The following is a 12,915-nucleotide window of genomic DNA, read 5'->3' as shown; positions in this document are numbered from 1 at the left end:
ATGCCGCGCTGGACATCACCACCGGCAAGGTCATCGGCCGGCTGCACGCACGGCACCGCGCGATCGAGTTCAAGAAGTTCCTGATCGCCATCGACAAAGAAGTGCCCGCGGACCTGGCCGTGCACCTGGTGATGGACAACGTCTCGACCCACAAAACCCCGGTGATCAAACGATGGCTGGCCGCCCACCCACGCTTCACTGTGCACTTCACACCGACCTCGAGCTCCTGGCTCAACCTCGTCGAACGCTGGTTCTCCGAGCTGACGACCAAGAAACTCCAACGCGGAAGCCACACCAGCGTCCGCGCGCTCAACCGCGACATCCGCGCATGGATCGAGACCTGGAACGACGACCCACGGCCCTACGTCTGGACCAAGACCGCCGCCCAGATCCTCGACTCCATCGCACGCTACTGCACACGAATTAAGAACTCAGGACACTAGCCTGGCGGGTGCAGGTCCCGCGTCTCCAGGTGATGTGTGGCCGAGGCGTGAGCGGATGCGTGTGTTGGCTGCCGCCCGAGGAACGCGGCCAGTCCGGCAGACAGACCACCGGATGCAGATCGGCGAGGCCGGGTTCAGGCGCCTGGTGTGAGAGTTCGTGGCTGGTGTGTCCGTCCTAGCCTGGCGGGTGCAGGTCCCGCGTCCCCAGGTGATGTGTGGCCGAGGCGTGAGCGGATGCGTTTGTTGGCTGTCGCCCGAGGAACGCAGACAGTCCGGCAGACAGACCACCGGATGCAGATCCCCAGGTGGCGAGTCCCAAGCCGAGCGCGGCGGAACGGCCAGGACAAAGCGCGGGCCGCGGGGTAGCGGTGCGCGCTTCGTCTCGGCGGGGGACGGGTGGGGGATCAGATCGCGGGACCGCGGCGGTCCGGCGTCGGCGCAGGGGTCTGCGTCTGGTTGTTCTGCTGGGCCGCGAGCAGGTCGCGGATCTCGATGAGCAGCTCGACGTTCGTCGGCTCGGACGGACCGGCCTCCTCGCCCCTCTTGCGGCGCTCCTGGATCTTCTGGATCGGCAGCACCAGGACGAAGTAGACGACAGCGGCCACGATCACGAAGTTGATCGCGGCGTTGATGACGGTGCTGAAGTCGACGTACGTGTCGGGCTTGCCTTCGCGGAGTTGGAAGCCGAGGCCTGCGGTCTCGGCACTGCCCAGAGACGAGATGAGCGGCTTGATGAGGCTCGTGGTGAACGCGGTGACGATCGCGGTGAAGGCCGTGCCGATGACCACGGCCACGGCCAGGTCGACGACGTTTCCGCGCATCAAAAAGTCTTTGAAACCCTTCAGCATCAGCGGAGAGTAACGGCTAATGCATGATCCAGTGACATCGCGGCCACACGAGTTGCATTAAGTCTCGGCAACGTCAGGACGACGACTTCGCCGCGCGTCTCCCGCACCGCCGCGTTCTCCGCGAGCACCTCTCCCGCCGCCGACACCACGTCGACCCGGCCGCCCGGCCGCACCACCGCGGCGAGGCCCTGGTCAGCCACCCGGACGGCCACCGAGGCCTGATCGTCGGCGACGTCGGCGAGATCGAAGTCGGTCAACGGGACACCCGCTCTGGCCGGCGACGACAACGAGCGGCCCACCACGGCGTCGGAGGCCGGGAACGAGCCCGGCAGCGGCGTGGCGAGCGACATGACCTGGACGTCGGCGGCGGTGAGCGGTTCTCCGGCGGGTAGGTCGCGTGAGGCGACCACGGCGGGATGGCCCACGTCCGGCCAGAAGAACGTCAACAGGGCCAGCAGCGCCAGCCCGAGAGCCAGAAAGCGGCGCCACGCGGCGGAAGGACGGCGGCGTGCCAGCGAGCGGACCCGGTCGGAAACGGTCGCGGAAAGGTTCATGCCTCCGACCGTAGGACGGTCGGAGGCAGTCGAATGGGGGTCAGGCGCAAGTTGTGGACAACTCGCGATCTTCAGGACGCGGCGGCCGCCGGAGCGCTCGTCGAGGACTTCGAGTCCGAAGAGGACTTCGTCTCCGCGGGCTTCGAGGACTTCGTCTCCGTCGAGGAGGCGGAAGTCGACGACGTGCTCTTCGACGCGCCCGAACGGCTGTCCGTGCGGTAGAAACCGCTGCCCTTGAAGACGACGCCGACGGCGCCGAAGAGCTTGCGCAGCTTGCCCGAGCACTCGGGGCACTCGGTGAGGGAGGAGTCGCTGAACGACTGCACAGCCTCGAACCGGTGCTCACACGCGGTGCAGGCGTACTGGTACGTAGGCACTGGGTCTGCTCCTAGCTCTGGCACTCGACCTTTGTGAGTGCCAACACGATTTTCGCTCAGGACCTTCCCGGAGCGCAAACACCCCAGGTCAAAGTCACAGCCATCGCAGACCCACCGAGGGGGTCAGCACGCCGTTCATCCGCACGTCGTGAGGCTCCGCGGGCACCTCGGACAGCACCTCGCAATCCCGCACGACGCCCACCAGCGGAGCTGTGACCAGCGGCAACGAGCGATCGTAGTGCCCCTGCCCCTTCCCGATCCGCACCCCGTCCACCGACACCGCGAGGGCGGGCACGAGCACCAGTGAGGCTCCAGCGATCGCCGAGGCGCCGAGCCGGGGACCGGTGGGCTCCAGCAGCTTGAACCCGGCGGGGGCGAGTCCGGACGGCCCGGTGTGCACGGCCCAGTCGAGCGGCGAGTCGCCCGTCACGATCGGTAGCAGCACCCGGCAGCGCAGCCCGTCGAGCCACGAGGCGTCACCGGGCTCCGAGCCGACCGGCAGGAAAGCACACACCGTCTGATCAGCATCAACGTCCAAAGCGGCGACGTGCGCGGCCAGCGCGGCGGCTTCAAGAGTGCGAACTTCAGCGGACAGCGAACGCCGTGAAGCCAGCAACCGTGAACGCAGCGTGGCCTTCCGGTCACGAAGATCGGACGTCATGGTGGGTATCCCTCGGTATGTCGTTAGCATCGCTGCCCATGAGCAGCGCCTTCCACACCGCTATCGTGCCCGCGGCCGGTCTGGGCACCCGTTTCCTCCCCACGACCAAAGCCGTGCCGAAGGAACTGCTGCCCCTGGTCGACACCCCCGCCATCGAGTACGTGGCGCGGGAGGCAGCCGAGGCCGGCGCGACGAAGCTGGTCATCGTCACCTCGCCCACGAAGGCGTCGGTGGCCGACTACTTCGACGCCAACCCCGAGCTCGAGCAGTCGCTCGCCGCGCGCGGCAAGGCCGACCTGGTCGAGAAGATCCAGCGGGCGCCGAAGCTGATCAAGGCCGAGACCGCGATCCAGGAGCAGGCGCTCGGCCTCGGGCACGCCGTCGGCTGCGCCGAGGGCAACCTGACCGGCGAGGACGAGGCCGTCGCGGTGCTGTTGCCCGACGACATCATCCTGCCGAACGACGCCCTCCAGAAGATGGCGAAGGTCCGCGAGGAGAAGGGCGGCAGCGTCCTGCTGGCGTTCGACATCCCGCGCGAGCAGATCTCCGCGTACGGCGTGTTCGACGTCCGCGACACCGACAACGACGACGTCAAGCAGGTCGTCGGCATGGTCGAGAAGCCGAAGCCGGAGGATGCGCCGTCGACGTTCGCCGCGGCCGGCCGGTACCTCCTCGACCGGGCGATCTTCGACGCGCTCAAGCGCATCACGCCGGGCGCGGGGGGCGAGCTGCAGCTCACGGATGCCATCGCACTGCTGATCAACGAGGGTCACCCCGTGCACGTCGTGGTCCACCGGGGCGGGCGACACGATCTCGGCAATCCCGCCGGATTCCTGCGGGCTGCGGTTGACTTCGCACTCAAGACCCCTGAGTACGGACCCGATCTGCGTGAGTGGTTGCGGGAACGCCTCGACAACTCCTGAGCGCGAGGACCAATCACATGAGGTCAGTTGACGAGCAGCTCGCTCGGGTGATCGCGGCCGCGGTGCGGCCCGCGCCCGTGCGCGTGGCGATCTCGGAGTCGCAGGGCCTGCTCTGCGCCGAGGAGGTCATCGCGGAGCGCGCGTTGCCCGGCTTCGACCAGGCCGCCGTGGACGGCTACGCGGTGCGCAGCGTCGACGTGTCCGGTGCGAACGCGAGCCCGGTGCAGCTGCCGGTCGTCGGCGAGATCCCGGCCGGCTCCCGGCAGCCGCGGCGGCTCCAGCCGGGCCAGGCGGTGCGGATCGCGACGGGCGCGCCGCTGCCGACGCTGGCCGACGCGGTCGTGCCGCTCGGCTACACCGACGGCCACCAGGCCAAGGTGACGGTCAACCGCAGCGTGCCGTCCGCCGGGTTCGTCCGCCGCACCGGCGAGGACGTGCAGACCGGTGACGTCGCCGTGCGCCGCGGCGCGTCCATCGGCGCTGCTCAGGTGGGTCTTCTGGCCGCTGTCGGACGCAACAAGGTGCTCGTGCATCCCCGTCCGCGCGTGTCCGTCATCTCGCTCGGCGAGGAGCTCGTCGACGTCGACCGCACGCCCGGCCAGGGCCAGGTCTACGACGTGAACTCGTACGCGCTGGCCGCCGCCGCACGTGACGCGGGCGCCGAGGTCAGCCGGGTCGGCATCATGTCGGCCGACCCGCGCCGGCTGCGCGAGGTGATCGAGGGACGGCTGCTGCTCTCCGAGATCGTCGTCATCGCCGGCGGCGTGGGCGGCACGATCGGCGACGAGGTCAGGGCGGCGATCACCGATCTCGGCGACATGGACGTCACCCGCGTCGGCATGCACCCCGGCTCCGCGCAGGGCTTCGGCCGGCTCGGCCCGGACGCCGTGCCGACGTTCCTGCTGCCCGCGAACCCGATGAGCGCGCTCGTGGTGTTCGAGGTGCTGGTCAGGCCTCTGATCAGGGCCGCGCTGGGCAAGAAGAACCCGTACCGCCGCGCCGTCAGCGCACGCCTGCTGTCGCCGTTGCAGTCGACGAAGGGCCGCCGGGGCTTCCTGCGCGGCCAGCTGCTGCGCGACGCGGACAACGGCGAGTACCTGGTGCAGCCGCTCGGCACGTCCGGTTCGCACCTGCTCGCGTCACTGGCGGAGGCCAACTGCCTGATCATGGTCGACGAGGACGTCACCGAGGTCTCCGTCGGTGAAGAGGTGCTGGTCAGCTTCCTTGCGCAGCGTGGATGAGCGCTTTCGCCGATCTGGGCAGACACCCCGGCTGGCCGGTCCGGCTGGGGCCGCTCCAGGTGCGCGCGGGAACCGTTGAGCTGCGCGGACCCCGGCTCTTCGACGGCAGCAGGTGGTCGAAGCTGCGCATCCGCGACCGCGCCTACCTCGAACAGTGGGAACCCACGGCGCAGGAGGGCTGGGACGAGCGCAACGCGACGTTGTCCTGGCCCGCGCAGTGGTCGTCGTTGCGCGGCATGGCCCGGCGCGGCTCCACGCTGCCGTTCATGATCCTCGTGGACGGCGAGGTCGCCGGTCAGATCACCATCGGCAACATCGTGCGCGGCTCGCTGCTGTCGGCCTGGATCGGCTATTGGGTAGCCGCTGATCGGGCGGGCGGCGGCGTCGCAACGGCGGCGGTGGCGTTGCTCACGGACCACGCTTTCCGCGACGCTGGTCTGCACCGGCTCGAAGCCACCGTCCGTCCCGAGAACGGCGCCTCGATCCGCGTGCTCACGAAGTCCGGATATCGCGAGGAAGGCCTCTTCAAACGTTATCTGGATGTTGCCGGACAGTGGCGCGACCACCTCTGCTTCGCCCTCACGTCCGAAGAGGTCCCTGATGGCCTAGTGCGCCGTTTGGTCGCACGCGGAGAGGCCCGTCTTCCCTGACGTTTGCTTCCGTTTGCCCTAATCACTTCACCCAAAAGTGGGTGATACACCACACTTTGGTACGCACCGAGTTCGGCGTGCCTCCGACACAGGTGTGACTGTTGTGACTAGCGTGGTTGTCAGCACCACGCGTGGGCCGGGGGAGGTGAACGGGGAATGCCGAGTTCGCTGATCATCATTGCGCTGGTCGTCGCCTGGCTCGTGGTCCTCGTCCCCATGATGGCCCGCAAGCGCCAGGAGAGTGCGCGCAGCGTGGGGGAGGAGTACGACGCCATGCCCGACGCCGAGTACGACGACATCCACGACATCGACGACGACTACTTCGACGAGGAGGAGTACGTCGAACGCCCCTTCCGGCGCGGCCGTGGTGGCTACGACCCGGAAGCCGCCGTCCTGGTGGCGCAGGCCAAGTACGCGTTCCGCCGCAGAGTGGTGGCGTTCCTGCTCGTCGCCGCCGTCGCGACGGGAATTGTCGCCGGCGTGTTCTACGCGAAGCTCTGGTACGGCCACGCCGCGCTCGACCTGCTGATCGTGGGCTACCTGACGTACCTGCGCCGGCAGGTGCGGATCGAAGAGGAGATCCGCGCGCGCCGGCTCGCCCGCCTGCAGCAGGTGCGTCGCCGCCGTGCGACGGGCCCGCAGCAGCAGGAGACCCCTGCCGCCGAAATCCCGCAGCAGGCCGCCGAGGAGCCCGAGACCACCAAGGTCGAGGTCGTCGAGGACAGGCCCGCGCTGCCGCCGTTGCCGCGCTTCGAACACCACGTCCGTCCGGGCACCATCCCGGTCGACTCCGACGACGAGGACCCGGTCTTCGTCGAGTTAGAGGGACTGGAGTCGCTGCGGTACCGAGGTGCTGTCGGGGCATAGGAGGGGGTGGTGAAACACCCCTTCTGGGACTGCTATAGTTCTCTCGTAACACCGCAAGGGGCTGTAGCACAGTTGGTAGCGCGTCTCGTTCGCATCGAGAAGGTCAGGGGTTCGATTCCCCTCAGCTCCACTCGTTCCTCGGGCCGAGAAGTATCTGCAGAAAGCGCAGATCTTCTCGGCCCGAGGTGTTTTCTGGGGGCCGAGCCCCCAGACCCCCACGCCGGGGGCAAGCCCCCGGACCCCCCGTAGGTTGACCAATAGGTCGGGGTGCAAAGGCTGGCCGCGATCGGGCCTGAAACGCGTTCGGTCATTGCGGTGGCGCCGGATACCTTGTGCGCGTGAACATCCTTGGGGGATTGAAAGCAGTGTTCGTTGTGGCGGTGGCACTCGCCGCCGCCGGTTGCACGCCGGGGTCTGGGGACCAGCAGGCGGCGGCGCAGGAGAAGCCGCACTTCGGCGTCGCGGGCTGGGGCAAGCTGAAGCCCGGAATGTCCAAACAGGACGCTCTCGCGACCGGTGAGCTCGCGGCCACCGGCGCGGGCAAGACCGGTACGTGCGAGGACTTCCGCTACCAGGGTGCGCCTGCGGTGGATCCGAAGCAGGTGGCGGAGGACGACGCGCTCGAGCAGAAGATCGCCGAAGCGCAGAAGGTCGCGGACGCGGCGAAAGCGGCGGTCGGGCCCGCGCCAGGGCCGAACGCGGGGGCCGCGGACTACGCCGCTTCGGCTGAGCGGATCGCGGCGTCGGCCGAGGCGAGCAACAAGGTCGTCCAGCTCACCGTGGAGTCCACGAAGCGCATCGCGGACCGGGCCGAGGCACGTGAGGCCAACGGTGGCGTGCTGTTCGCCGGGGACAAGATCCGGATGATCCTGCCGCCACCGGGCGCGACCGCCGCGAAGGACATCGCCAAGGGTGCGACGGTCGACCAGCTCAAAGCGGCTTACCCGAACGCGACCAGCAGCGACGACAAGACGTTCGAGGTTCCGGTGCCGGATCAGCGCGGGTTTGTGCTGAGCTTCCACTTCAACGAAGGGAAGCTCACGACGTTCCTCCTGTTCAACACCGAGAGCGCGTGCGCGTGAGCTGAGTCGAAAGGGCCGTTCACCGTAATGTGGGCGGCTCTTTCGTCTATATAACGGCCGTAAGCTCGTTCGGCTCCCGAAAGGCTGTTCCCATGAGCGACGCGCCGCAGGACAAAGTGACGGTCCTGTCCGCTGAGGCCCTTGCCCAGTTGAAGTCGTTCCCGCTGCACGGCGACGAACGGTTGCAGAACAAGCTGCTGTGGAAGTCGCCCAACGGCGACACGATCGTCGGTCTGATCCAGATGGCGCCCGGCGCGCGCGATGTCGGCCACAACCACCCGTCGGCAACGCAGCACACGTGGGTCATCGACGGCACGGTGAGCATCGGTGGCGTGGAGGCGACGGCGGGCTCGTACGCGTTCGTGCCGCCGGGCGTCGACCACGAGACCGTCGCGGGTGATGAGCCGGTGACGATGTTCTACGTCTACCAGCCGTTCGCTCCCGAGCACGACCACCACGACCACTGACAGATCCCTGCCAGGAACCGGACGGGACCTGAAGTCCGGCAAAGGCGGCAGGTCCAGGGGAATTCCCAGTTGCGTGGCCTGGATCTGTCACGCGGTGAAGAACTGGACACGGTCAGTCACGGCGCCCGTCGCCATCATCAGCCCATGCAGGTCTTGCGCAAGGCAGCGGCGTTGGTGGCGATCGGGGCGTTACTCGGGGGCGGCATCGCGCACGCGGAGTCCCCGTTCTTCGAGGTGCAGAGTCTCGACGGGCGCGGCAACAACCGCGCCCATCCCGAGTGGGGGACCGTCGGCGAGGGGTACTCCCGGCTCGCTCCCCCGAGGTACGCGGACGGCGCCGGGCAGCCGGCGGAGGGGCCGAACGCGCGGTACGTCAGCAACAGGATCTTCGCCGAGGGCGGGCAGCGGTACCTCTCCGAGCGGCACGTCAGCCAGTGGGCGCAGGTGTGGGCCCAGTTCGTCGACCACACCTTCGGGCTGCGCGAGGACACCGCCGTCGACGCCTCGATCCCGTGGGACAACGAGGCGCCGCTGGAGTCCGTGCGCAACGACCTGCTGTCCACGCCCATGCGGCGCAGCGGCGAGGTGCCGGGGTCGAGCCCGCGCGAGCAGAAGAACATCGTCAGCTCCTACCTCGACGGCTGGGCGGTCTACGGCGGCAGCCAGGAGCGGCTCGACTGGCTGCGCGACGGCGCGAAGCTGCTGTTGCCCAACAACCTGCTGCCGCGCCGGGACGCGCGCGGCAACTCGGCGACCGCACCGCCGATGACCGGCCCGTTCGGCGCGATCACCAGTGGACCCGGCGTGGTCACCGGGGACATGCGCGGCATGGAGAACGGCACCATCACCGCCGTGCAGACGCTGTTCGCCCGTGAGCACAACAGGATCGTGGACCGGCTTCCCGCACATCTCTCCGACGAGGAGAAGTTCCAGATCGCGCGCAAAGTCGTGAGCGCCGAGCAGCAGTGGATCACCTACCAGGAGTTCCTGCCGGCGATGGGCGTGCGGCTCGCTCCCTACCGCGGCTACAACCCGTCCGTGCGGACGAGCCTGGCGAACGAGTTCGCGACCGTCGGCTACCGCTCGCACAGCATGGTGCGCGGTGACCTCTCGGTCGTCACGGAAGCGGCCCGCTACTCCGAGGCGCAGCTGAAGACGTTGCGCGACAAGGGCTTCACCGTGACGATCACCGGCGCCAAGGCCGAGGTCGCGGTGCCGCCGCAGCTGCTGCCGTTCAACCCCGACCTGGTCGACGACGTGCAGCTCGGCCCGCTGCTGCAGAGCTTCGGCCGGCAGGACGAGGGCCTCAACGACGAGCTGATCGACGAGAACACGTTGCGCAGCATCATCTTCGTCATCCCCGGCTGCCAGCCGCGCTGCCTGACCGCGGTGATCGACGTCGCCGCGCTGGACGTGCAACGCGGCCGTGACCACGGCATCGCCTCGTACAACGACGTGCGCCGTGCGTACGGACTCGCGCCCAAGCCGTCGTTCCAGGCGATCTCCGGCGAGGCCACCGAGTCGTTCCCCGCCGACCCCGAGCTCACACCGGGCGCCGAGATCGACGACCCGGACAGTCTCGACTGGATCAGCCCTGGTCAGCGACGTACGACGGTCGCCGCGCGGATGAAGGCCATCTACGGGGACGTGCACGGCCTGGACGCGATCGTCGGCATGATGGCCGAGCCGCGGCTGCCCGGCAGCGAGTTCGGCGAGCTTCAGCAGGCCATCTGGAAGAAGCAGTTCGAGGCGTTGCGCGACGGCGACCGCTTCTTCCACGCCAACGATCCGGCTCTGCGCTCGATCAAGGCCCGCTACGGCATCGACTACCGCCGCACCCTCGGCGATCTGATCTCCGCCAACACCGACATCCGCCGCGACGGCCTGGCGTACAACGTGTTTCGCACTCACCCATCTATGGGGTGAAGTTCAGTGAAGAACGCGGCGCCCACAAATAGTTTTCTCTCATGAGATCTGTGGTCGCCGCGTTATTACTCGTGGCCGGCACCTCCAGTGGTGCAGCGGCGTCGACCGAAGCCCCTGCCGCCAGGTGTACGGCCGCCCGACCTGTCGTCTCCAGCACGGAGACAGCTGTAGAAGCGCGCGTTCTCACCGGCTGCACGGCCGGTGAGCTCGTCGTCTTCCGGGCCGCCCTGAACGTCCGTGCCCATGGCACGTCCTGCGCCGCGGTCTCCGAGGAGCTCGAAGCGGACCCGGCCACCGAGCCGCAGTGGATCCGCACCCGCCTGGAACTGGAATGCGCACCCGGTGAGAAGGGCCTGCTCGGCTCGCAGATCACCGTCGAGATGTACGACCGGCAGAACACCCGCGTCGCCACCTACGGCCTCGGCGACTCCTACACGGAACGCGACCCGGCCGCGCGGCACCGGTGGACCGTCGAGTTCGTCGCGGGCCTCGGCGACCTGCCGGTGGCACCAGACCCGGCTGTCACGACCTCCAGCGCGTCGGCGGGGCGAGGTAGCTCGCGCACCCACTCCGATCACCGGGTTCACCACGGCTGAGGCCGTTTCTTCCACCCGTTCGCCAGGTGTCCATCAGTGCTGCGTTCGATAACGAATCGTGCACTTAGAGCGACATCGGTCAACGGAGCCGTCCATCGCAACGTGTAAGAGCCAAGAGGCCCAACGCGTGGTGAGACGGAGTACAACGTGGTGATCAAGGAAAGGGTTGCTGTGGCATCAACCGCAGACCAATCACGCACCGTACGCTGACAGGTCGCCTAGGCTGGGGGTGATCTCGGAAGGGGTGGTGTGAGTCGTGGGGCTCGCTGAGTCCTTGCTCACGTGGCTGCACGGCTTCGTGGGCGCGAGTGTCTGCCCCGGTGACTGGGTGTGGACCACCACGGCGCTCGGTGCGGTGCTCGGGTTGTTCCCGACGATCGGGGCCCTGCTGTCCATCGCGGTGCGCCGGGTCGTCGGCAACTCCTACGGGCCCGTGACCGGTGCCATCTTCACCGTGCTCGGCGTCGCCAGCTGTCTGGTGCTGCCGTGGCTCATCATGCGCGGCACCGTGCAGGGGCTGGCCAAGCGTTCCATCGACGGGTCCGCGTCGCTGGACGAGGCCACCTGCTTCGGCCAGTTCTCGCAGGGCAGCTACCTGGTCGACGGGGCGCCGTCGATCATCGGCGTGGCCCAGCGGCCGATGGCGGAGCCCGTGTTCCTGGTCGCCGCCGTCATCACCGTCGTGCTGGCGCTGCTCTGCCTGCTGTTCGTCATGCTCCAGTCGGGCTCGGCGTTCCGTCTCGGGCCGAACTGGCCGCGCCGGGTGTTCTGGCCCATGTTCCTGGTACTGCTGGTGACGACATCGGCATTCCCCGTGACACTTGTGGGCCATGTGCTGCTCGGGTTTCTGCCAATTGCGGTAATCGGCTCAATCGTCGTGCGGATTTTCGGGTTGACTACCGCCATGCTGAACCGCCCCGGCCGCGACCGGTCCGCCGACCGGAACTCGCAGAACTCGCCGCCACCGCAGCCGGTGGCGCGCACGCCGCAGCCTCAGAACAACCAGCTCCCGCAGGGTCAGCCGCAGAAGAAGGCGCCGACCAAGCCGATCACGGCCGCGCAGCACCAGCCGCCGCCCCAGAACCCGCCGCCGTACCAGCCGGCACAGGTGCCGAAGTACCAGCCGGCCCCGATGAACCGGCCGATGCGCCCGGTGACGCAGCCGCAGCAGCCGCCCCAGAACCAGCCGCCGCGGCAGTACCCGCCGACCCGCGTCGCCGAGGTGCTGCCCCAGCCCAAGCCCCCGCAGCCGTCCACCCCGGCGGTGCTCGCGGACACGCCGGGCCCGCTGCCGTTCGGTCCGGGCGCGGCCAACGCCGAGTCGCCCGCGCCCGTGCAGAAGTCGGGCAAGGTCTGGAACCCCGGCAACGGCAGGTTCCGCCGCGTCCGTCAGCTCGGTTCCGGCGGCTTCGGCACGGTCTGGCTGGCCGTCGACGAGCAGCTCGACCGCACGGTCGCCGTGAAGCTCGCGCACGCCCCGGACAACGAGACCGAGGCGCGCATGCTCCGCGAGGCCCGCGCGCTCGCCGCGGTCCGGCACCCGAACTGCGTGCGGGTCTTCGACATCGTCCAGGACCCGGACGGCCTGGCCCTGGTGATGGAGTACATCGAGGGCGCCTCGCTGTCCGAGACGGTGCTGAAGAACGGCCTGATCGACGACAAGCTCGCCGCCCGCCTGTGGCTGAACATGGCCGACGCGCTGGCAGCGGCCCACGACCGAGGTGTCCTGCACCGCGACGTGAAGCCGTCCAACGTGATCGTCGACGGCCAGGGCACCGCGCACCTGATCGACTTCGGCATCGCCCGCTCCAAGGGCGACAGCACGCTGACCGCCACCGGCATGATGGTCGGCACCCCGGACTTCCTCGCCCCGGAGACGGCACGCGGCGAGACGGCCTCGCCGGCGTCCGACTCCTGGCAGCTGGCCGCCACGGTCTCCTACGCCCTGACCGGCCACCCACCGCGCGGCTCCCGCGAGAACCCGATCTCCTCGCTGATGGCCGCCGCCCAGGGTGAACCGATCACCAAGCTGCCGCAGAACAGCAAGCACGCCCGTCTGCTGCTCGCGGCGATGGACCCCGAACCGGGCCGCCGTCCGTCGCTCGCCCAGGTCCGTGGACAGCTCTCGCAGTTCCTCGACCAGGAGGGCATGAGCAAGGAAGGCCCGGTCACGAAGATGATCAGCAAGCCGACGCCGCCGCCCACGAGGCACATGCCGATGTAGGCATCCGGGTGAACGTTCGGTTCGGCCGTAACGGTGGTTCACCGTTCACCGACCTA

14 protein-coding genes and 1 tRNA gene are annotated in these 12,915 nt (G+C 68.7%); 11 read left to right on the top strand and 4 right to left on the bottom strand.

Translation table 11 applies throughout. The annotated features are described in order from the left end of the window. A partial coding sequence (locus BM417_RS46235; RefSeq protein ID WP_143139119.1) for an IS630 family transposase occupies window positions 1–443 on the top strand: 443 nt, incomplete at its 5' end. 404 nt (window positions 444–847) lie between these two features. Here the strand turns inward: BM417_RS46235 and mscL are convergent. The 4 genes from mscL to BM417_RS46215 form a co-directional block, all read right to left on the bottom strand. Beyond that, window positions 848–1,291, bottom strand: a complete 444-nt coding sequence (mscL, locus tag BM417_RS46230) for a large-conductance mechanosensitive channel protein MscL (RefSeq protein WP_093606477.1) — start codon at window positions 1,289–1,291, stop codon at window positions 848–850. Beyond that, window positions 1,291–1,845, bottom strand: a complete 555-nt coding sequence (locus tag BM417_RS46225; RefSeq protein WP_093606476.1) for an SAF domain-containing protein — start codon at window positions 1,843–1,845, stop codon at window positions 1,291–1,293. The genes mscL and BM417_RS46225 overlap by 1 nt, the downstream gene beginning before the upstream one ends. 71 nt (window positions 1,846–1,916) lie before the next feature. After that, the gene (locus BM417_RS46220; RefSeq protein WP_093606475.1) at window positions 1,917–2,222 is read right to left on the bottom strand and encodes an FmdB family zinc ribbon protein; all 306 of its coding nucleotides are present in this window, start codon (window positions 2,220–2,222) and stop codon (window positions 1,917–1,919) included. A gap of 94 nt (window positions 2,223–2,316) precedes the next feature. Then, complete coding sequence (locus tag BM417_RS46215) at window positions 2,317–2,883, bottom strand: 5-formyltetrahydrofolate cyclo-ligase (protein WP_093606474.1); 567 nt, start codon at window positions 2,881–2,883, stop codon at window positions 2,317–2,319. Window positions 2,884–2,921: 38 nt separating this feature from the next. Here BM417_RS46215 and BM417_RS46210 point away from each other — a divergent pair, with 38 nt between their 5' ends. The 10 genes from BM417_RS46210 (at window position 2,922) to BM417_RS46165 (ending at window position 12,859) form a co-directional block, all read left to right on the top strand. Further along, a complete protein-coding gene (locus BM417_RS46210) occupies window positions 2,922–3,806 on the top strand; it encodes a UTP--glucose-1-phosphate uridylyltransferase (protein WP_093606473.1) in 885 nt (294 codons plus the stop codon). 17 nt (window positions 3,807–3,823) lie between these two features. Further along, entirely contained in the window at window positions 3,824–5,047 is a 1,224-nt protein-coding gene (gene glp / locus BM417_RS46205; protein WP_093606472.1) for a molybdotransferase-like divisome protein Glp, read from the top strand. Next, window positions 5,044–5,697 (top strand): GNAT family N-acetyltransferase, encoded by a 654-nt coding sequence (locus tag BM417_RS46200; RefSeq protein ID WP_093606471.1) that lies wholly within the window; start codon window positions 5,044–5,046, stop codon window positions 5,695–5,697. Before glp ends, BM417_RS46200 begins: the two co-directional genes overlap by 4 nt. A 156-nt stretch (window positions 5,698–5,853) precedes the next feature. Then, window positions 5,854–6,564, top strand: a complete 711-nt coding sequence (gene sepX, locus BM417_RS46195) for a divisome protein SepX/GlpR (protein ID WP_093606470.1) — start codon at window positions 5,854–5,856, stop codon at window positions 6,562–6,564. A 57-nt stretch (window positions 6,565–6,621) separates the two neighbouring features. After that, window positions 6,622–6,694 (top strand) — tRNA-Ala (locus tag BM417_RS46190). A gap of 226 nt (window positions 6,695–6,920) precedes the next feature. Continuing rightward, window positions 6,921–7,646, top strand: coding sequence for a hypothetical protein (locus BM417_RS46185; RefSeq protein WP_143139118.1), 726 nt, complete (start codon window positions 6,921–6,923; stop codon window positions 7,644–7,646). Window positions 7,647–7,738: 92 nt separating this feature from the next. After that, on the top strand, window positions 7,739–8,113 hold the full coding sequence (locus tag BM417_RS46180) for a cupin domain-containing protein (protein ID WP_093606468.1): 375 nt from the start codon (window positions 7,739–7,741) through the stop codon (window positions 8,111–8,113). A 144-nt stretch (window positions 8,114–8,257) separates the two neighbouring features. Beyond that, window positions 8,258–10,039 (top strand): peroxidase family protein, encoded by a 1,782-nt coding sequence (locus BM417_RS46175; RefSeq protein ID WP_093606467.1) that lies wholly within the window; start codon window positions 8,258–8,260, stop codon window positions 10,037–10,039. A 41-nt stretch (window positions 10,040–10,080) separates the two neighbouring features. Continuing rightward, window positions 10,081–10,635: a hypothetical protein gene (locus BM417_RS46170; RefSeq protein ID WP_143139117.1), complete on the top strand. Its 555-nt coding sequence runs from the start codon at window positions 10,081–10,083 to the stop codon at window positions 10,633–10,635. A gap of 256 nt (window positions 10,636–10,891) precedes the next feature. Continuing rightward, window positions 10,892–12,859 carry a serine/threonine-protein kinase gene (locus BM417_RS46165; RefSeq protein ID WP_245822886.1) on the top strand — a complete coding sequence of 656 codons (1,968 nt, stop codon included), beginning with the start codon at window positions 10,892–10,894 and terminating at the stop codon, window positions 12,857–12,859. Window positions 12,860–12,915 lie beyond the last annotated feature (56 nt).

It is taken from the genome of Lentzea waywayandensis (genome assembly GCF_900115955.1).
In the GTDB taxonomy this organism is placed as follows: Bacteria; Actinomycetota; Actinomycetes; order Mycobacteriales; family Pseudonocardiaceae; genus Lentzea; species Lentzea waywayandensis.
The sequence above is the reverse complement of the archived record's forward strand: the minus strand, read 5'-3'. Positions and strand labels throughout refer to the sequence as shown.

Excerpts from the sequence above, each read along its gene's own strand:
- mscL (WP_093606477.1), bottom strand. The coding sequence starts at position 1,291 with ATGCTGAAGGGTTTCAAAGACTTTTTGATGCGCGGAAACGTCGTCGAC.
- BM417_RS46225 (WP_093606476.1), bottom strand. The coding sequence starts at position 1,845 with ATGAACCTTTCCGCGACCGTTTCCGACCGGGTCCGCTCGCTGGCACGC.
- BM417_RS46215 (WP_093606474.1), bottom strand. The coding sequence starts at position 2,883 with ATGACGTCCGATCTTCGTGACCGGAAGGCCACGCTGCGTTCACGGTTG.
- BM417_RS46210 (WP_093606473.1), top strand. The coding sequence starts at position 2,922 with ATGAGCAGCGCCTTCCACACCGCTATCGTGCCCGCGGCCGGTCTGGGC.
- glp (WP_093606472.1), top strand. The coding sequence starts at position 3,824 with ATGAGGTCAGTTGACGAGCAGCTCGCTCGGGTGATCGCGGCCGCGGTG.
- BM417_RS46200 (WP_093606471.1), top strand. The coding sequence starts at position 5,044 with ATGAGCGCTTTCGCCGATCTGGGCAGACACCCCGGCTGGCCGGTCCGG.
- sepX (WP_093606470.1), top strand. The coding sequence starts at position 5,854 with ATGCCGAGTTCGCTGATCATCATTGCGCTGGTCGTCGCCTGGCTCGTG.
- BM417_RS46180 (WP_093606468.1), top strand. The coding sequence starts at position 7,739 with ATGAGCGACGCGCCGCAGGACAAAGTGACGGTCCTGTCCGCTGAGGCC.
- BM417_RS46175 (WP_093606467.1), top strand. The coding sequence starts at position 8,258 with ATGCAGGTCTTGCGCAAGGCAGCGGCGTTGGTGGCGATCGGGGCGTTA.
- BM417_RS46170 (WP_143139117.1), top strand. The coding sequence starts at position 10,081 with ATGAGATCTGTGGTCGCCGCGTTATTACTCGTGGCCGGCACCTCCAGT.